Annotated in this window: 17 protein-coding genes and 1 tRNA gene; 8 read left to right on the forward strand and 10 right to left on the reverse strand. The window is 50.1% G+C overall.

The genetic code is table 11. The features are described from left to right. Positions 1-4: 4 nt before the first annotated feature. The 3 genes from JXR92_RS15360 to JXR92_RS15370 all read right to left on the reverse strand — a co-directional run bounded on the left by JXR92_RS15360 (position 5) and on the right by JXR92_RS15370 (position 4,521). Positions 5-2,467 carry a beta-glucosidase gene (locus JXR92_RS15360; protein ID WP_138345571.1) on the reverse strand — a complete coding sequence of 821 codons (2,463 nt, stop codon included), beginning with the start codon at positions 2,465-2,467 and terminating at the stop codon, positions 5-7. A 176-nt stretch (positions 2,468-2,643) separates the two neighbouring features. Further along, positions 2,644-3,972 carry a porin family protein gene (locus tag JXR92_RS15365; protein ID WP_138345574.1) on the reverse strand — a complete coding sequence of 443 codons (1,329 nt, stop codon included), beginning with the start codon at positions 3,970-3,972 and terminating at the stop codon, positions 2,644-2,646. Beyond that, the gene (locus JXR92_RS15370) at positions 3,973-4,521 is read right to left on the reverse strand and encodes an RNA polymerase sigma factor (RefSeq protein ID WP_005831669.1); all 549 of its coding nucleotides are present in this window, start codon (positions 4,519-4,521) and stop codon (positions 3,973-3,975) included. It lies immediately after the preceding gene. Between the two features lie 181 nt (positions 4,522-4,702). Between JXR92_RS15370 and JXR92_RS15375 the strand changes: the two genes are divergently transcribed. Further along, positions 4,703-5,407 (forward strand): NigD1/NigD2 family lipoprotein, encoded by a 705-nt coding sequence (locus JXR92_RS15375; RefSeq protein WP_138345576.1) that lies wholly within the window; start codon positions 4,703-4,705, stop codon positions 5,405-5,407. 86 nt (positions 5,408-5,493) lie between these two features. Here the strand turns inward: JXR92_RS15375 and JXR92_RS15380 are convergent, their stop codons facing one another. The 5 genes from JXR92_RS15380 to JXR92_RS15400 all read right to left on the reverse strand — a co-directional run bounded on the left by JXR92_RS15380 (position 5,494) and on the right by JXR92_RS15400 (position 11,534). Beyond that, on the reverse strand, positions 5,494-8,031 hold the full coding sequence (locus JXR92_RS15380; protein ID WP_138345578.1) for a beta-mannosidase: 2,538 nt from the start codon (positions 8,029-8,031) through the stop codon (positions 5,494-5,496). 447 nt (positions 8,032-8,478) lie between these two features. Then, positions 8,479-8,566: transfer RNA gene (locus tag JXR92_RS15385), tRNA-Ser, on the reverse strand. Between the two features lie 127 nt (positions 8,567-8,693). Further along, positions 8,694-9,650 carry an ABC transporter permease gene (locus JXR92_RS15390; RefSeq protein ID WP_008664980.1) on the reverse strand — a complete coding sequence of 319 codons (957 nt, stop codon included), beginning with the start codon at positions 9,648-9,650 and terminating at the stop codon, positions 8,694-8,696. Next, positions 9,643-10,386: an ABC transporter ATP-binding protein gene (locus JXR92_RS15395; protein ID WP_117600371.1), complete on the reverse strand. Its 744-nt coding sequence runs from the start codon at positions 10,384-10,386 to the stop codon at positions 9,643-9,645. Before JXR92_RS15395 ends, JXR92_RS15390 begins: the two co-directional genes overlap by 8 nt. 2 nt (positions 10,387-10,388) lie before the next feature. After that, the gene (locus JXR92_RS15400) at positions 10,389-11,534 is read right to left on the reverse strand and encodes a COG1470 family protein (protein ID WP_117600372.1); all 1,146 of its coding nucleotides are present in this window, start codon (positions 11,532-11,534) and stop codon (positions 10,389-10,391) included. 188 nt (positions 11,535-11,722) lie between these two features. Here JXR92_RS15400 and JXR92_RS15405 point away from each other — a divergent pair, with 188 nt between their 5' ends. The 3 genes from JXR92_RS15405 (at position 11,723) to JXR92_RS15415 (ending at position 14,789) form a co-directional block, all read left to right on the forward strand. After that, entirely contained in the window at positions 11,723-12,778 is a 1,056-nt protein-coding gene (locus JXR92_RS15405; protein WP_138345580.1) for a winged helix DNA-binding domain-containing protein, read from the forward strand. A 400-nt stretch (positions 12,779-13,178) separates the two neighbouring features. Continuing rightward, on the forward strand, positions 13,179-14,414 hold the full coding sequence (locus JXR92_RS15410) for a site-specific integrase (RefSeq protein WP_004348478.1): 1,236 nt from the start codon (positions 13,179-13,181) through the stop codon (positions 14,412-14,414). 12 nt (positions 14,415-14,426) lie between these two features. After that, a complete protein-coding gene (locus tag JXR92_RS15415) occupies positions 14,427-14,789 on the forward strand; it encodes a hypothetical protein (protein WP_004348477.1) in 363 nt (120 codons plus the stop codon). An 80-nt stretch (positions 14,790-14,869) separates the two neighbouring features. Here JXR92_RS15415 and JXR92_RS15420 read toward each other — a convergent pair whose 3' ends face one another. Next, positions 14,870-15,175, reverse strand: a complete 306-nt coding sequence (locus tag JXR92_RS15420; RefSeq protein WP_004348476.1) for a helix-turn-helix domain-containing protein — start codon at positions 15,173-15,175, stop codon at positions 14,870-14,872. 31 nt (positions 15,176-15,206) lie between these two features. Next, positions 15,207-15,506 (reverse strand): helix-turn-helix domain-containing protein, encoded by a 300-nt coding sequence (locus JXR92_RS15425; RefSeq protein WP_004348475.1) that lies wholly within the window; start codon positions 15,504-15,506, stop codon positions 15,207-15,209. 202 nt (positions 15,507-15,708) lie between these two features. On the opposite strand from JXR92_RS15425, the gene JXR92_RS15430 reads away from it, so the two are divergent. From JXR92_RS15430 to JXR92_RS15445, 4 genes are all read left to right on the forward strand, one after another. Beyond that, entirely contained in the window at positions 15,709-16,065 is a 357-nt protein-coding gene (locus JXR92_RS15430) for a helix-turn-helix domain-containing protein (RefSeq protein ID WP_002561004.1), read from the forward strand. Positions 16,066-16,068: 3 nt separating this feature from the next. Then, positions 16,069-16,419: a helix-turn-helix domain-containing protein gene (locus JXR92_RS15435; protein WP_004291454.1), complete on the forward strand. Its 351-nt coding sequence runs from the start codon at positions 16,069-16,071 to the stop codon at positions 16,417-16,419. Positions 16,420-16,439: 20 nt separating this feature from the next. Next, on the forward strand, positions 16,440-18,008 hold the full coding sequence (locus JXR92_RS15440; RefSeq protein ID WP_004348473.1) for a DUF3945 domain-containing protein: 1,569 nt from the start codon (positions 16,440-16,442) through the stop codon (positions 18,006-18,008). Between the two features lie 61 nt (positions 18,009-18,069). Further along, positions 18,070-20,157 (forward strand): type IA DNA topoisomerase, encoded by a 2,088-nt coding sequence (locus JXR92_RS15445; RefSeq protein ID WP_005790822.1) that lies wholly within the window; start codon positions 18,070-18,072, stop codon positions 20,155-20,157. The last annotated feature ends 8 nt before the right edge of the window (positions 20,158-20,165 follow it).

The following is a 20,165-nucleotide window of genomic DNA, read 5'->3' on the forward strand; positions in this document are numbered from 1 at the left end:
TTTATCATAAAACAACAGTTGCCTTCAACGGCAAATCAGCTGAAGAAGGACCTGCCAGAATCTCAAAAGTCCCCTTTTCCACTACAAACCGATGTGATTCCACATCATAGTAGGCAAAGGCTTCCTCATCCAGCAATATCCGAACGCGCTTGGTTTCCCCCTTCTTCAAGTAAACCTTATCGTAGCCTTTCAACTCCTTCAATGGACGCGGAACAGAACATTCCACATCCCGCACATATACCTGAGCCGCTTCCGCAGCATCCATCTTTCCGGTATTCTTGATGTCAAAGCTTACTGTAACCCGGTTTCCCCCCGTCTTCTCAACACTCAGATTACTGTATTCAAAACTACTGTATGACAGTCCATACCCGAAAGGATAGAGCGGCTGTTTTCCATTCCGGTCATATCCCCTATAACCTACGAAAACACCTTCGGCATACTGCACCCGTTTATGAGGTACATTGCGATTGTCATAATAATTACCATATACCGGATTATCTTCCCATTTTTCCTCGATGCTGACCGGCAGTTTGCCACTTGGCGAAAGCTTGCCCGTAATGATTTCGGCAAGGGCCTTTCCACCCTCCTGCCCCGGATACCATGCCATCAAAATAGCTTGTACATTCTGCCCCCAATTGCGGAAATCTATTCCACCTCCGGCATTCACCACCACAGTCACATTATCATGAAGTGAAGCCACTTTATTAATGAGATATTCCTGCCCGTATGACAATGCAAACGGACGGTCGAACCCTTCACCTTCTGTACTGCTGTTGAACCCGGCACATACAACAACATTCCTGGCATGCTTCAGTGAAGAGGCCAAACGCTCCTCATCCATCATTCCTGCCTGGAAACTGACAGTCGCCTCACCCACATTATCAAAATATTCAATACGCAACTGGTATATCTCCCCTGCACTGACCTGCATAAATGCACTGCGGGTACTGAATGAATGGTTCCCCCAATCTCCGGTAATCAGCTTATCGTTTACAAACAGACGGTATCCATCATCGCCAGCCAGCTGGAACTTGACAGTTCCATCCTTGTCAGCCTTGTAAACTCCCGTCCAACGGGCAGAAAACTGATCTACCGGCATGCCGTCGAACGGTGCACCGTATTTCCAGGCATAGTCTATGGCAGGCTCTATGGCAGCCTGAAAGAGCTCTCCGGTAAGATTACGAGTATTATAATATTCGCTCTTAAAACCGTTTTGCGTAAAACTGTCATCCGTATAAATCTGTTGGGACATATCCTTATAAAGAAGGCTGTCAGACAGCAGCTCTATCTGTCTGCCGCCCTTCAACTGAACCATACCGTCATAGAGCGACACTACCGAATAAGGGGTGACAAATCCGCTTCCCCCTCCTGTGGGAATAATATCGGCATTAGGCCCGATTACCAATGTTCTACCGTTCCGGTAAGGCAACGTACCGTTGTCATTTTTCAATAACACTACTCCTTCCCTCGCCAAGTCAAGTGCAATTTCCTTAGACTGTGCATTGTCTTTATCGATAGATTTATCTTCTCTCGGAGTATCAAGTGCTCCAAAAGCAATCAATGTCTGGAGTATATGCTGGACTTTGGCGTCAATGGTCTCTTCCTTCACGATACCATTCTCTATTGCCGGAATAAGAATTTCCCTGGTCATGAATTTACCGACGGGCATTTCCAAATCCAACCCTCCATTAGCGGCTCCCACACCGGAATATACAGATGTCCAGTCGGACATCAGGATACCTTTAAATCCCCACTGTTTGCGTAATACATCAATGTTCAGCCAGCTGTTTTCGGTGGCATGCACCCCGTTCAGCGGATTATAGCTATCCATGACCGCTCCTACTCCTGCTTCCTGCACAGCTTTTCGGAACGCGGGAAAATAAATTTCCTGCAACGTGCGTTCATCCACATCCGAGCTGGCATGATGTCTGCTCCACTCCTGGTTATTGGCTGCAAAATGCTTCACCGTAGCCATGACTCCCTCTTCCTGCACTCCCAAGATATATTCTTTAGCTGTTTCGCCCGTCAGATAAGGGTCTTCACCAAAATACTCATAGTTTCGCCCGCATAGAGGAGAACGGTAGATATTGACTCCGGGCCCTAACAGAATACTTACCCCACGGGCCTTTGCATCCCGGGCCAAACCATGTCCCAGTTCTCTGGCCAACTTACGGTTCCATGTCGAAGCCGACAAGATGCCACAAGGATACAAGGTACTTTGAGTATTGTTACGTATGCCTTGCGGACCATCGGCCATCCTGATTTCGGGTATACCAAGCCGGGGCACAGCACGGATATAAAAAGATTTGGGACCGGAAATGTAATCGATTTTTTCTTCCAGAGTCATTTGAGAAACCAACTCCCTGGCACGTTGTTCCGCCTGGGGAGTAATACACACTTGTGCTTTTGCCGTGATTGCACAACAAAGCAATAGCCCGCTTAAGGCTACTTTCTTTTTAATCTTCATTTTGTCTATTTTACTACGTGTTTGTTATATTGCCGGGCATGTCCCGACCTACTTTCTTTCTTCTCAATCAATAAAAAACCGTGTCCCTTCATCCACCAACGAAGAAACACGGCCGAAAGTTATTAAGAAAATTCAGAATCTACAAGAAAGTGGACAAAAACATGTCTGTCCTGCCATCAATAAGTAAGACGTATGCCGGCCTGCAACGTAAAGTTACACGGGTTCTCCTTGCGTATAGTCTGTATCGACGAACCGTCATCAAAGAAATAGGATACTCCCGGTTCCACATACAAGCCAACCCTATTGCTTATGTTATACTGGGCACCGACAGCACCCATGACAGAAAGCTGTACCGGTTTCACAGTCTCACTCTCAGTACCAATCTTGCCATACACACATTTTTCAATGGCCCCCCCCGCCGAAACATACATCGTAAAGTTCTTTGTATCCACAAAGTTCCAGTTGGCCCGTACCGGAATACCAATATAATGCAGCTTCTGGCTTATCTTTTCCGAGCTGCCCTCATACCTTACGTCAGAAGCAAGATAGGTATACGTCAGCCCACTTTCCACAGAGAAACCCTTCGCCAAGTTTTTCCGCACCGAAACACCGAAACTGAGCGGTTGTTTATGGTCTATATCCGCAATCTCCTTTTCGCGTCTTTGCAGATAGGGCATACCATCCTTGAAAACCAGTTCCTGCCCGTCGGGAATGGTGACAATACCATTGGCCGTAGAGGATAAATCTACGTTACCGCCATAAATAGGACTTCCAGGCATGTAGTCCGACATGACATTCGCTTCCCCTTCATTCGCCAATGAAAAACCTCCCGTATTTCCTACGGACAAGCCAACCGCCCATCCTTTAGCATCCCTACCAGAACTGTTTCTTTCCGGAAGATGCAGTTTGTCTCGGCCTGACGGACGATAGCGGTCTTTCCTTGTTCTCTCCGGTTCCTCTGCCTGCATTGTGGTCTCATGGTCCGTATCTTCCACTACCGGCTCTTCCGCCTGCTGCCCAATACCGACAGCCTCATCTGCAGTTTCAACCGGCAACATTTCCTCCTGCCGCTCATCGTCAACCGATATTCTGATATGTTGTGCAACCAAAGGGCGACTTGCCTCCCTATTGGGTGCCGATGCATTTCCATGTGCCCGATAGGCAGGCTCTATGGGATTAGTCCGTACGGCAGGTACCGTCTGTTCCGGCAAGACATCCGGAGCCACAGCCAAAGCAGGCACTGACGTATGCCGCATTTCATTCCCTACCGGACTCTGCAACAGCCACAGACTGACGGACGATACTGCCACCAGCAGCACAGCTGCCGCAGCCACCGCCCAGCGACGGAAAGGCATCATCCTATGCGATCCGGTTATCGGAGTTCCGGAAAGGGACAATTCCTTTTCCAACCGCTCCCATCCGGCAACCGGCAACGGTTCGGAATAGTCTTCCAGCTTATCCTTTATCTTTTTCAACCACAATTCATCTTCCATACGTTCCTTCATTTAATCATTTCTTTTCATCCACTCACGTACTTTTGCCGCTAAAGTCGCCTTAGCACGCGTCAACTGCGAGGCAGAGGATTTTTCATTAATTCCCAATAGTCGAGCAATCTCCTTATGGGATTTCTCTTCAAAAATATATAAGTTGAATACAGTACGATAACCGGCAGGCAATTCACTGATAAACTGCATCAGCACCTTTTGAGGAATGACATCTATCGACGAACCTTCCGGTTCTTCATAAGCTTCGGGTGCATTCTCCAAGGCCGATGACTGATTCATCACATCATTTTTCCGCAAATACTGCAATACCGTATTCACCATTACGCGTTCCATCCATGCCCGCAGAGAGCCCTCTCCCCGCCAAGTGAACTTATCGAAAGAATCAAAAAGTTTCAGAAAACCGTCATGCATCAGGTCTTGGGCAGTCTCCCGGTCACCTGCATAACGGAGGCATACGCTGAGCATGCGTCCCGCATAGCGCTCATACAGTTCTTTGCGGGCAAGGTTGTCCCCTTGCCTACAGCGTTCTGCCAATTCCTGTTCTTCCATTCTCTCTTTTAACACGTGTTTACCTTAAAAATGCAACTGGCGCAAAAATACTGCATCAGGCAGAGAAGAAAATCACACTTTTATTTCTTTAACAGTATACTACGCAGTATTTAGCTTTTCACCGCATTTTCTGAATGCAAAAATAAGTTTTAAACAGAAAAAGAGCTAAAACCTACCACTTATGAAGAAACTGAGAATGACATTGGCAGCATCCATGCTTTTATTCCTGACTGCCATTGTATTGCAATCATGCCTGGACGATTGGGATGACGAATATGACACTTTGTTCGCCGTAGGTACGGTGAAGGTCATCGAAGGAAAAGACTACTATTTCTCACTGGACGAAGGCAGTAAACTATATCCCAGTGACACAACCTATGTTCACAACTATGCCGTAATAGACGGCCAGAGGGCTTTCATCTACTTCCGCGAACTGGAAGAGAAACTTCCAGGCTACGAATACAATGCCCAAATAAAGCACATCGAAAATATTCTGACCAAAGACATCTACTCCATGCCTGCCGAAAAGGCGGACAGTATCGGAGACGACAACATCAACGCCACGGATTTATGGATTACGGGTGAGTATCTGAACATCAAGTATCAATTCTACCACAGTAACAACGAAGATAAGAAGCACATGCTGAACCTGGTCATCAACGAAGCATCCACCGGCGAGAACGACAAACCGGATTACGTCAATCTCGAATTCCGCCACAATGCCTACAATGATAGCCAGCTCACACTGGGCACCGGACTGGCCTCCTTCAAGCTGGACAATATAGCGGAACAACTAAAAGAGAAAAAAGGACTGAACATCCGCGTCAAAAGTCTATATGACGGTGAACGGTTCATGACCATAGACATTAAAAAAGAAAACAACTAAATCTCCTGAAAACACATTTTTCAACATCTCAATGAGAAGCGGAGTAACATTTCAATATGTTGCTCCGCTTTGTTTTCCATAACTTATCAGAATTCATTGTTCAAGCAAGTCAGCCTCAACGAAGCGTTGAACGCTTCGGCAGACAATCGCGTCCTGACCTGTACCTGCACGCTGCTCTTCGGCTGGACATCAAAATAATTGTCGCTATATACACTTTCATTGTCAGCAACGGACAAGCATACGGCACGGGCAAACTTGTCTGCCGAAACCGTCACTTCATATCCGCCTTCAATGGAACGGACTTCGACCTGCAAATCCACTTTCGGATAATTCATATTCTTCTGCTTGTCCAGACAGTAGTTGTTATGGTACACCCTGCCCGATTTGTCCGTATAGTCTACGCGGACATATACCATTCCTCTACCTGCCCCCTCCAGCAGCTTGGCAAACGGTGCGGAAAAACAGACACGGCTGTCATTACCGGAAATGCCGACAGATTTGTCCCAGTGATAAACCACGGTTCCGTCGAACCGGCAGACCTGGAGCTGCAGCCGGCCGGAAGTATTCTCCAAGCGGTCGGACACTGCATATACTTTCAAATCATCCCCCTCCACTACCGGAGAAATCAGGATGTCATCATAGACCTTGCGAGTATAATAGTGCTGCGCCTTCCAGCGTCCGTAATAGTCACGGCTCGCCCAGGAAGCTACGGGCCAACAGTCGTTGTGCTGCCAGAAAAGCGTCCCCATATTATACGGCATTTGGCGGCGGTGCGACTCGATGGCCGTCTTGATGGCATCTCCCTGCAGCACATGGTTCATATAAAGGAATGCCCGGAAATCACGCGGTTTTTTATATTCATTCAACAGGTAAGTCTCAATCAGCCCGTTGGCATGGTCGCCACCACGCTGATGGGACATCATCACCTCGGAACGTATATCCCAGTCTTCGGGGTAAGGAGCATAGCGCTTGACGGAGTCGAACTCTGGAAAAGACTGAAAGCCGTACTCGCTGAAAAAGCGGGATTTCTCGCTGTCATAATCAGAAATGGGTGCTTTACCATGCCAGACACTCCAATAGTGGCGGTCCCCGTCAGTAGTACCGGACATCTCTCCCTCGAATGCGAACGGAGAAGAAGGCCAATAGAAGGTTCCGGGTGCATACTCCCTGACCACCCCGGGTAAGGTGACATGATACTGCTGCCGGTACTGTGCCCAAATCTTGTCGGCATATTCCTTGTTCTGCCGTTCTATCTCACGCTTCCAGCCCCAGCCCAGCCAGGCATCCTGGCATTCATTATTTCCACACCACAAAGCAATGCAAGCATGATTGCGCAAACGTTTCACATTGTCCACCGCCTCCTGATGGATATTATCGAGCAGGGCGCCTTCTGCCGGATACATGCTGCAGGCAAACATAAAGTCCTGCCAAATCATGATTCCATACTCATCACACAAATCATAGAAAACATCGTTCTCATAGATACCTCCACCCCAGACGCGTAACATATTCATGTTTACACCGGCGGCATCGAGAATCGTCTTTTTATAATTCTCGGGAGTGACGCGCGGCAGGAAGTTATCCGAAGGGATGTAATTGGCTCCTTTGGCAAAAACCGGACGCCCGTTCAGCTCTATATAGAAAGTATGCCCGTCCTTATCCGGCTGATGTACCACCTTCAAAGAGCGTATGCCCACCCTTTCGGTTTTAGAGTCCAACAATTCCCCACCTGCAATGATATCCGTACGGAAACGATAAAGGAAAGGCTCCCCCAGTCCATTACTCCACCACAGCTTCGGCTTGTGAAGGACAAAATCAACGGTCACCCGATTGGTGCCTCGCTTCAAATCCGCTTGCCACTCGCCAAGCACTCTTCCGGTAGCCTCGTCTGTTATCGTGACCAGCACTCCGTCCATATCCTTATCGGCATCCAGCTCCACATGTCCGGCAATCACGGCCCTGCCTGCACCGACTTCCTTCTGCTCGATAAACACATCGTTGATTCTCAAATCGCTCCAAGCCCTGATATACACCGGACGCCAGATGCCGGAGGTAACCAGACGTGGGCCCCAGTCCCAGCCATAATGATAACCCGCCTTACGGGCAAAAATGCTTATCTTCTTGTTGAACAAGCCCCCGTTTTCAGACTGGTCATTGGATGCCGGATACTGGTAGGGAAGTGCATCCCATTTGGGGACGTCTATCTTTATCGGCGAATGGAAGTACACCTTCAGTATATTATTCTCCTCCCTGATGTACTGCCTGATGGGGATAGACCAGCGGCGAAACATATTGTCCGCTTTCAGTATACATTCATCATTCAAATAAACGTCAGCGTAAGTATCCAGCCCCTCGAACACAAGCTCCATATTCTCTTTCCGCATCATGCCGGCAGCAAGAGTAAAGCAAGTTTCATAAACCCAGTCTTCCTTGTCAATCCATTGCAATCCTCGTTCGTTCAACCGGAAAAACGGGTCTTCAATAATCTTGTTCTGCAGTAAGTCCGTGTGGACTACTCCCGGAACTGTAGCCGGATACCAATTGGTCAGTCTCGCCTGCCGGAATTTCCAGCCTTCATGAAGGTTCTTTACCACTGTTTTTAGTTTCATACGAGTGTGTTTCATAGCTTTCTTTGACTACTCTAAATTACGGATAGACAAAAATACGACATTCAAAGGATAGTTTATAATATCTTCTTAACGAAACATGATACAATCCCGTACACACCTACCGGGTCAGCGTCGCTGCACATCTGCTGCAGTGTGACTGCAAACGTGTTGCAGCGCTACTGCATATATGCTGCAGTGACACTGCATATGTGTTGCAGCGCCACTGCAAAGCTGAATGCAGTAGCACTGTAAAAAGCATGCACTTGCTTTGCAGTGGCAATGCATTATCCCATCGCCTTATTATGAAAGGAGATGTCATCCAGCTTTCATTATCTATAATTAATTTACAAAGGCGTAGTTTCCAAGTCTTTCAAAGCAAACGGAGGACAAGCAAAAAAGGTCTACAAATCATAGATTTGTAGACCTTTACCCGCTAGTTTTTCATCTTATTCAGAACTGTTGCGGAGAGAGGGGGATTCGAACCCCCGATACCCTTTAGGGGTATACACGCTTTCCAGGCGTGCCTCTTCAACCACTCGAGCACCTCTCCTTGTTCGGGGCGCAAAAGTAAGGGAAGTTTTTGGAATTACCAAATGTTCGGGCAAATAATATTAAAAGTCCGTTCAAGCAACCAATGCCGGAACGGACTTTCAACACTCAATAAAACATACTTATCATTACCGTGATCTGACTTCCCGTCTCATGAATATGACATACGAAAGGGCAAAACAGATAACAGTAGCTGCAATCAGTCCGGTGAGCTGCGGCCACACCACCAAAAGACTCTGTCCCAATGGCAGCGGGCTGGGAATGGCCCCCTGAACCTGCTCCATAGTGAGCGGCCCCAAACTTCTGACGGAAGGCATCAGCAGTGTTGTAGTCGCCTCATTGAACAGTTCGCTAGGTGCCAGACGCATCAGACCGAGAATAAATTTCTGGTAACTGACTATCTGATAAGGAGATGCCAGCTGCGAGGGGCTCAACGCCTTGGCAACCAGGTTGACAATCATCGTATAGAACACGCTGAAAAACAACCATACCGCCACCGAAGCCAATGCCGAGGTGGCCGCCTGACGGAAGCAAAGCGAAAACAGAATGGCCAGATTCAGCCAGAATGCCACATAGAATACACTGATTATGAGAAAGAATACAATCCTCCAAAATTCTTCTGCTGTGGGAGGAATGCCTATCGCTATCAACCCGCAGCCCATTACGAGGAATCCCAGTACAAACAGCATTATACCTATCACAATCAATGCAGCCACGAACTTGGCATTGATAATGCAATCACGATGAACGGGCTGTGACAGCATACGGCTCAACGTCCCCTTGTTCTGTTCCGAATTTATAGCATCGAATCCCAGCGCAATCCCCAACAACGGCCCCAGAAAGTTGATAAACTGCACAAAAGAAGGCAATGTGCCGTCCGAGGCTGTGAACAACTTCAAGAAAAGGAACGAACCGTCCGGGTCATTGGGCTTGATGGCGGCACCTATGTTGGTAAGCGAGGTATAGAGTGAGCCCATGCACGTAAGCAAAATGATTCCCATCAAGATAATGAACCGCCAACTTTTCACATGGTCGGATATTTCCTTGTTAACGACTACCCAAAAAGGATAATTGACTTTATTCATGCCTTTCCCCTCCTTCCTCCATATAATGGCTATAAATATCAGACAATTCCTGATGCTTGTCCTTCAAATCAGACATATCAATCAAGGTGACCAGCTTCCCACTGTTGAACAGTCCCACGCGGTCGCAAACTTTCTGCACCTGGTCCAGGTGGTGGGAAGAGAACAAGACGGTCAGTCCCTCCTTCCGGCTCAACTGCCTAATGAGCTCGATGAACTCCTGAACACCGGCAGGATCTATTCCCGAAGTAGGTTCATCCAGGATTATAATTTCCGGATTTTTGATAAGCACGTCCGCCAGTCCCAATCGCTGGCGCATACCGCGCGAATATTTCCCGGTCTTCTTTTTCATCTGTCCGGCAAGCCCCACATGCTCCATCAGCTCCAGCGCCCTGACTTTCGCTTCGGCATCCGAAATGCCATTGAGACGCGCAGTATATATAAGGTTTTCCGGACCGGTCATGTCATCATAAAACCCCACATCTTCGGGCAGATAGCCTATCTTCCGCTTTACCTCGATAGGATGCCTGGTAGAGTCGATACCGCAAATCTCCACAGAGCCGGAAGTGGGTTCCGTCAGTCCCAGCATCATCAGGATGGTAGTTGACTTGCCGGCGCCGTTTGGCCCCAATAATCCGAAAATCTCCCCTTTACGGATAGTCAAGCAAATGCGGTCTACGGCAGTGAAGCGCCCATACTGCTTGGTCAAGTCTGTCAATGCAATCACTCGCTCGTCCATGCTCACCTCCTTCCATATTTACGGAACAGATAGCATACGGCACCTATGGCAACGATTATTATCAAAACGCCCACCCATCCCCATATCATCGGGGTTTTCACGGCAATGCGGAATTGGGCGTCTGTATTCACTTCAGGAGTTTTGGCCGTCATGGTAGCCACATAATCTCCGGGCAATGCCTTTTTGGATGCTTTCATGGTAGCTACGACATTGGCCGTTTCCCCCGCCTTCAGCATATCAATCTTCGAAGGCTCAAAAGACACTTCCCAGTCCACGGGCTTATTGGCAGAAAGCTGGATATCTTTCAACAATGAAGAGCCGGTATTCCGGACCACCAACTCGATACGCTTCACATCTCCCGCTGTGATTTCGGTACTCAACAATCCTCTGGGCGTGGACAATTCCATCTCGTAGGAACCCGTGACAACAACTTCCAGCTCCAAGTCGGCAGAAGTCGTACCGGTAGCCGCACGTACCGGAATCTTGTAATTGCCGGCTTCCACATTGGCGGGAGGGACAATCTCTATACTCACATTCTGGCTGCTGTTCGCTTCCACCTGGGCAGAAGTGGCCTGCTTATAGTTGGGCTTGAACACGACACTCCAGCCTCTGGGGGCATTGGCCATCAGCGCATACAGCTGCTGGTCGGCCGTCTGGTTTTTCAAAGTGGCATTGAAGGTAAAGGTGGACTTGGAATTGCCCTGCATATTGGGCTGGTCGGTAGTGAACTCGGTCTGGTAAGTTCCTTTCTGGGCCACGACCACCTCCAGCGGCAGTTTGGTTTCTCCGGCAAATACTGTGAAATGATAACTTCCTTTATTTACTTTTAGAGGAACTTCCACTTTCAAATTGAACGTTTTCTTTTCCTGGGGCAGTACAGAAAGCTGGCTGAGGGTCCAGCCGCCTGACTTGATTTCATGCTTCCAACTGCCCGGCAATCCATTGACCGAGAGATTTGCATTTGTAATCCCGTCCGTATTGTTAATCAAATCAATGCTGTAATCAATGGACGCTCCGGGCGTCACGGAAATTTTTGTGTAAGGAGTGTACAGAATAATGCTTCCAGATTCATCGGCATGTACACGATTTAAGGGAAAAGCTCCCAACAAAATAGCTAACAATAAAATACAATTTGTTCTCATAGTCATAAAAAAGTTCTTATGGTTGTTTTATTATGAATATTTTCCCAATTTGTGCGTTACAAAAATAAAAGATAGCTATATTAGCTGGTGTTAAAAGAAACAAAAGAATATAATTGCGGACACGATATACCCTACAATGACCTGCTTTTCTTATCTTTGCGATTCCTATTGATACAAACGAATACCATACCGACATGAGAATCCCTGAAATACGCTTACAGAACCAGCAACTGTCCACTCCACTCTTCCGCCACCCGAAAGAACTGGTCTCCTGGATGGGCGCCATGCAGGCACAAGACTATACAATGGTGAAATGGGCCGTAGGTATAAGGCTGAAGTCACCGGGAATTCAAGCTGTGGAAAAAGCCCTGCATCAAGGGGAAATACTGAGAACCCACGTAATGCGCCCCACATGGCACCTGGTAGCAGCAGAAGACATTCGTTGGATGCTGAAACTCTCTGCACAACGCATCAAATCTGCCAATGATTCCTATGCAAAAGGGCATGGTCTGGAAATCACGGAACAGCAATATGAAAGAAGCTACACCATACTTGGGAATATCCTCAGCGGGAAGCGAAGCCTGACGAAACAAGAGATTGCGGAACATTTTGAACATTCGGGACTGCTTGCAGACAACTACCACATGACCCGCTTCATGTCGCGTGCCGAAGTCGAAGGCATTGTGTGCAGCGGAGAATGCCGTGGACGGCAACACACCTATGCCCTTCTGGACGAAAGAGTTCCACCTACCCCCGAACTAACGAAAGAAGAAGCGTTGGCCCGCCTGGCTACAGCCTATTTCCGCAGCCATGCCCCCGCTACCCTGCAAGACTTCTCCTGGTGGTCCGGTTTGCCTTTAACGGAAGCAAGGCAAGCCATTTCTCTGATAGAACCGGAACTGATGTCCGAACAATGGCACAGCCAGACATGGTACATCCATGACTCCTGCCGGACATTAGGAAAGGCGACCGACAGCCTGCACCTTCTTCCCTCCTACGATGAATACCTGATAGGCTACAAGGACCGGACGAACGTCCTACCCAAAGAAGACTATTCCAAAGCTTTCACCAACAACGGATTGTTCTTTCCGGTACTTCTCTATAAGGGGCATGTAGTAGGAAATTGGAACAAGGCGTCCAAGAAAAAAGAAATCTTCCCGGAGCTTTCGCTTTTCCGGAAAGATATCTGCCTGAAAGAGGAATTGCTGAACCAGGCTAAAGAAAGGTATGTCTGGTTCCTAACACATTAAAGGCGGTCATCGAAGATGTTCATTGAAGAATCTCTCTATTTTGCCGAATGGAATTACCTCTATATTGTCATACAAAGTTACTACAAAAAAGTGAAATGCGGAAAGTTATAGTGATAGAATTGAGTTACAAGGGTTTTAGTTGAAGTGGCGATAATTCGTGAAGCCATTACAATCCCTGCCGAAGCCAAATCCTGACGCCGCAACGTTACTTGTTCGTAACCATGCCCGAAAATGCGACAAACGGGTACGGATAGCGAAACAATACGTTAAGGAATAGTGAGTTACCGATAACTCACGCAAAAATTTCGGTTACGGAAAAAGATTGCTCCGTTCCTCCCCGTTTTGCGTACCGACACCGGACTCTTCACCAACTAATTTTGAAACCAAAAAATTAAGGACGATGAAGAGTACATTTTCAGTAATCTATTACCTCAAGCGTCAGGTAGTGAAAAAGGACGGGACAGTACCCGTCATGGGACGCATCACGGTGGACGGCAGCCAGACGCAGTTCAGCTGCAAGCTGACAGTCGATCCGAAACTGTGGGACACCAAAGGTGGACGTGTCACAGGCAGAAGCGCGGCGGCACTCGAAACGAACCGTATGCTTGACAAGATGCGGGTGCGCATCAATAGGCACTATCAGGAAATCATGGAACGTGACAACTTCGTCACGGCTGAGAAGGTGAAGAACGCTTTTCTCGGACTGGAACACCGCTACCACACGCTGATGCAGGTGTACCGTCGTCACAATGAGGACTATGAGAAACAGGTGGAAGCAGGCATGAAAGCAAAAGGTACACTGGAAAAGTACCGTATCGTTTACAAGCACCTGCAAGAGTTCCTCGACATCCGCTACCATGTGAAGGACATCGCACTGAAAGAGCTTACCCCCGCTTTCATCTCCGACTTCGAGATGTTCCTGCGCACGGACAAACACTGCTGCACCAATACCGTGTGGCTGTACGTCTGCCCGCTACGGACGATGGTGTTCATCGCCATCAACAACGAGTGGCTGACACGCGACCCGTTCCGCGAGTATGAAATCAAGAAGGAGGAAACAACACGCAGTTTTCTGACCAAAGAGGAAATACGCCTGCTGATGGACGGGAAACTGAAAAACGCCAAACAGGAACTGTACCGTGACCTCTACCTGTTCTGCGCTTTCACCGGGTTGTCGTTCTCGGATATGCGCAACCTCACGGAAGAGAATATCCGCACCTACTTCGACGAACACGAGTGGATAAACATCAACCGCCAGAAAACGGGCGTGGTGTCCAACATCCGCCTGCTTGACATCGCCAACCGCATAATCGGCAAATACCGTGGGCTGTGCGAGAACGGCAAGATATTCCCCGTCCCGCATTATAACACGTGCCTTGCCGGTATCCGTGCCGTCGCCAAGCGTTGCGGCATCACCAAGCATATCACGTGGCATCAGAGCCGCCACACGGCAGCCACGACGGTATTTCTCTCTAATGGCGTACCTATCGAAACCGTCAGCTCCATGCTCGGACACAAGAGCATAAAGACGACGCAGATTTACGCGAAGATAACCAAAGAAAAACTCAATCAGGACATGAAGAACCTTGCCGCAAGGTTGAACAGTGTTGAGGAATTTGCAGGTTGCACCATCTAAAAAAGAGAAGCCATGAAACGTGACATAATCATCATAGAGGACAAGGCGGTCAGCGTAACCGGTAACGACGTGTGGATGACCGCCACCGAAATCGCCGGACTGTTCCATACGACCGTCCCGGCAGTGAACGCCGCCATCAAAGCCATCCGCAAGTCGGACGTGCTTAACGACTACGAGGTGTGCCGCTACATGCAACTTGAAAACGGACTGTACGCAGATGTGTACGCGCTTGAAATCATCATCCCCGTCGCCTTCCGGCTGAACACCTACAACACCCACCTGTTCCGCACATGGCTGGTGGGAAAAGCTCTCGCCAAAGAGAAACGGCAGGCATACGTGATGTTCATACAGAACGGAAAAGCCGGGTACTGCTGATTGCGCATACCACATAAGACAAGGAAACGGGCAGCACCACAAAAAGTGTCGCCCGTTTCCTTTTTTCTTGCCAACCGCGCTCACTCCAGCGGCTTGCGGTAATTTGCTTCCAGCACTTCACGCAGCCCCGTTTCCGGGTAAAGCACCTTCCCTCCCAAAAGTATGAAGGGCAACACGCGGTTGTTGCGGTATTCCTGCAATGTGCGTCGGCTTACGCGGAGCAGTTCCGCCACCTCGCCGTCCGTCAGGTAACGTTCCCCGTCCAGCAGAGGACGGTAACTTTCCAGAAAGGCGGACAGCCATTTCGAGCCTTTGCGCATATCCTGCACCACAGAGGCTATCGGCTCGTCTTCCATCGTAAAAACATCGTTGTTCTCGTTCATCATAACTTCGGATTCAGTGGGTGAATAAATCAAATCATCTGCCGTGCGGATAGAGCGTGCCGATAAGCGGTATCAGCCGCTTCACCTCCTCCGGCTTGTAATAAAACCTGCGGTTTATCTGCGAGTAGCCGATAAGCCGCCTGTCGCGCAGCGTCTGCAACGTGCGCGAACTTATTCTCAACTGCCTACAGACTTCCTCGCCCGTGAGCCATCTTTCCATGCGCCTCGTGTCGCTTTTGCGCCTCAGGGCGGCGACCTTCTCCGAGAGTGCGCCGAATGCCGCCACCATCATCTCGAAAGTCTTTTTCTCGATAGATACTATTTCCATATTCATGCAATTATCGGTTTGCCCGCAAAGGTAACGGTACGGTCCTGAACACGTGCCGTTTTCCGCTGAAAGGCTGCCTGTTGCGCCGTTTGACCGGGTTACGGAGCCATCTTCCGTAAAAATCTTACGTGAGTCACGTAGTGAGTTGTTAAAGCCCCTTTTGTTTATTGCCGATTTTTGCTGCAGAAACAAAAAGAAAGGACTGAATATGAAAGTGATAACGATGGAAAGTTCCGCCTTCCGGTCATTGACGGAACAGATAGCGGAGATTGCGGCACACGTCCGTGCCGCCTCCGGCGACAAGAAAGCGGCATCGCCCGACAGGTTGCTCACCACACGCGAGGCGGCGCACCTGCTTAACGTGAGTACCCGCACCCTCCAGCGTATGCGCAGCGAGCAACGCATCGGTTATGTCGTGCTTCGCGGTAAATGCCGCTACCGGCAGTCGGAAATAGACCGCCTGCTTGAAGCGTGTGCCGTCAACGAGGACGCGGCGACACCGCAGGAATTGAAACGCAACCACACGCTGCGCACTGGCGGCAAACCAAAAGGAAGGAGGACATAGGTCATGGAACTGCTCACACGAAACAACTTCGAGGGCTGGATGCAGAAGCTGATGGAACGGCTCGACCGTCAGGACGAACTGCTGCTGGCGATGAAGGCTGAGGGGAAACAGCCTACTATCACGGAAAGCATCCGCCTTTTCGACAATCAGGATTTGTGCATGCTGCTCCAGATAAGCAAGCGCACACTGCAACGCTACCGCAGTGTCGGCGCATTGCCCTACAAGACACTGGGCAAGAAAACCTATTACAGCGAGGAGGATGTGCTGACATTCCTTTCCAACCATATCAAGGACTTCAAAAAAGAAGATATAGCCTTCTACAAGGCTCGTATCCATAATTTCTTTCATAAATAACCCATTAAAACATTTTTCAAATGGCAAAGAAAAAAGACGAAAAGGACGTGCTGGTAGTCCGTGATGAGAAGACGGGCGAGATCAGCGTGGTAGCCGGGCTGAATGCAGACGGCACACCTAAGCGTACCCCTGCGAAAGCTGAGAACGCGCAGAGTTTCCTGCAATTCGACCGACAAGGCGACGTGCTGGACAACTTCTTCAAGAACTTCTTCCGGCAGTGCAAGGAACCCAGCCGCTTCGGTTTCTACCGCATCGCGGCAGACCAAGTGGATTCCATGCTTGGCGTGATGAAAGACCTGCTTCAGCATCCGTACCAGAACAAACAAATCCTTGCACCGCACAAAATCGACACCTTCCCTTATCAACAGCAGGTGCAGGAAGAGATGGCGGCACAAAAGACAGAGAAACAAGAACCTCAAAAACAGGAAAACATGGAACAACAGAAAGAACAGCAGGAAAGCCCGCAACAGACGCAGGGCAGACAGGGCTACCAACCCATCAACGAGAGCAAAATCAACTGGCAGGAGCTGGAGGACAGATGGGGCGTGAAGCGTGACGACCTTGAAAAGTCCGGAGACCTTACGAAGATGCTCCACTACGGCAAGTCCGACTTGGTAAAGGTCAAGCCCACCTTCGGCGGCGAATCATTCGAGCTGGACGCCCGCCTCTCCTTCAAGAAGGACGGTGAGGGAAATGTCAGCCTCGTGCCGCACTTCATCCGCAAGGAGCAGAAGTTAGATGAGTACAAGGAACACAAATTCTCCGACGATGACCGGAAGAACCTGCGCGAAACGGGCAACCTCGGCAGGGTCGTGGACATTGAGGACAGGGAAACGGGCGAAATCATCCCCTCCTACATCAGCATCGACCGCAAGACGAATGAAATCACGGACATTCCGGCAAACAAGGTGCGCATCCCGGAGCGCATCGGCAAGACGGAAATCACCAAACAGGAGCAGGACATGCTCCGCGCCGGACTGCCCGTGCGCGACAAGCTCATCGAGCGCAACGACGGCAGGAAGTTCGTCACCACCCTTCAAGTGAACGTGGAGCAGCGCGGCGTGGAGTTCGTGCCGGGAACCGGAAGGTCGCCCCGTACCGCACAGACGCAGGAAGCCAAAGGTGACACCTCGAAAAGTCAGGCGCAAGGCGGGGAAAATGCCGCACAGACCAAGAAGGAGCAACGCCGCAACACGTGGATGAACGAGGACGGCAGCATCCGCCCCATCAGCAAATGGAGCGGCGTGAACTTCACCGACAAGCAGAAAGCCGACTACGTGGCGGGTAAAGCCGTGAAACTGGAGAACGTGACCGACAAGCAGGGCTTCCATGCCACGATGTATATCAAGTTCAACCCGGAGAAGGGCCGCCCGTACCGCTACGAAACGAACCCCGACAACGCCCAGCAGGTCGCCCCGTCCAACGAGAGCCGCACACAGGTGGCGGTGAACAACGAGGGCAAAACCAACGAGGCGACAAAGAACCTGAAAGAGCCTTTGCAGAAAGGTCAGACCGCCCCGAAGGACGACCGCCAGCAACAGCAGCAGGAGAAGCCGAAAAAGAAGAACAACAAAGGCATGAAAATGTAATCCCGTGTCCGCCACTGAATCCAAAATAAAATCCAAAGTATCAACAAAAAAGCAAGAAAACATGAAGACAATCATTGCAGAAAAGCCCTCCGTGGCACGTGAAATCGCCCGCATCGTGGGCGCGACAAAGAGAGAGGAAGGATATTTCGAGGGAGGCGGCTATGCCGTGACATGGGCATTCGGACACCTCGTTCAGCTTGCCATGCCCGACGGCTACGGCGTGCGCGGATTTGTCCGTGACAACCTCCCGATTATTCCCGACACATTCACGCTCGTCCCCCGTCAGGTCAGGACGGAGAAAGGTTACAAGCCCGACAGCGGCGTGGTGTCGCAGATAAAAGTCATCAAAAGACTGTTCGACACAAGCGAACATATCATCGTGGCGACCGATGCCGGACGCGAGGGAGAGCTTATCTTCCGCTACCTCTACCACTATACGGGTTGCACCACTCCTTTCGTGCGCCTGTGGATCAGCTCTCTCACCGACAAAGCTATCCGTGAGGGACTGCGGAAACTCGAAGACGGCAGCAAATACGACAACCTCTACCTCGCCGCCAAAGCGCGGAGCGAATCCGACTGGCTCGTGGGCATCAACGGCACACAGGCGTTATCCATCGCCGCCGGACACGGCACGTATTCCGTGGGGCGGGTGCAGACACCAACGTTGGCTATGGTATGTGAACGCTACTGGGAGAACCGCCGCTTTACGTCCGAAGCATTCTGGCTGCTCCATATCGCAACGGACGGTTGCGACGGCGAAGTCGTGAAATTCTCATCCTCCGAGAAATGGAAAGAGAAAGAACCGGCGATGGAACTATATAATAAGGTAAAGGCGGCAGGTTGCGCCACTGTCACGAAAGCCGAGCGCAAGGAGAAGACGGAGGAAACTCCCTTGCTCTACGACCTGACCACGCTCCAGAAAGAAGCCAACGCCAAGCACGGCTTCACGGCGGAACAGACGCTTGAAATCGCGCAGAAACTCTACGAAAAGAAGTTGATAACCTATCCGAGAACGGGAAGCCGCTACATCCCCGAAGACGTGTTTGCCGAAATTCCCAAACTGCTCGCTTTCATCGGCACACAGCCCGAATGGAAAGACAAGGTGCGGGCAAAAGCCGCCCCGACACGCCGCAGCGTGGACGACGGCAAGGTGACAGACCACCATGCCCTGCTCGTCACGGGTGAGAAACCGCTCTTCCTCTCCAAAGAGGACAATACCATCTATCAGATGATTGCCGGGCGCATGGTCGAGGCATTCTCTGAGAAATGCGTCAAGGATGTGACCACTGTCACGGCGGAATGTGCCGGAGTGGAGTTTACCGTAAAAGGCAGCGTCGTGAAGCAAACCGGATGGCGTGCCGTCTATGGCGAGGAAAAAGAGGAAATTACCATCCCCGGCTGGCAGGAAGGCGACACGCTGACACCGAAAGGCTCGTCCATTACCGAAGGAAAGACCAAACCCAAGCCGCTGCATACCGAAGCCACCCTGCTCTCGGCAATGGAAACGGCGGGCAAGGAAATTGAGGACGACGCACTGCGGCAGGCGATGAAGGACTGTGGCATCGGTACTCCCGCCACACGCGCCTCCATCATCGAAACGCTTTTCAAGCGCGGTTACATGGAACGCTGCAAGAAGTCGCTTGTTCCCACCGAAAAAGGACTTGCCCTCAATTCCGTCGTCAAGACGATGCGCATCGCCGATGTTGCCATGACGGGCGAATGGGAAAAGGAGCTGGCGCGTATCGAGCGCGGGGAACTGTCCGCCGACACCTTCCGCAAGGAGATAGAGGCGTACACACGTGAGATAACCTCCGAACTGCTCTCGTGCGACAAGCTCTTCGGCAGCCGTGACTCCGGCTGCGCGTGTCCCAAGTGTGGCACGGGCAGGATGCGGTTCTACGGCAAGGTGGTACGCTGCGACAACACGGAGTGCGGACTGCCCGTGTTCCGGCTGAAAGCGGGACGCACCCTGTCCGACGATGAAATCAAAGACCTGCTCACCGAAGGGCATACCAAGCTGCTCAAAGGGTTCAAGAGCAAACAGGGCAAGAGTTTCGATGCTGTTGTCGCCTTTGACGGGGAATATAACACGACTTTTGTGTTCCCGGAGGCTAAAAAGGGCAAGAAATTTTCAGGACGGAAGAAATAGTATTAACT

Source organism: Bacteroides parvus (assembly GCF_017309675.2).
In the GTDB taxonomy this organism is placed as follows: domain Bacteria; phylum Bacteroidota; class Bacteroidia; order Bacteroidales; family Bacteroidaceae; genus Bacteroides; species Bacteroides uniformis.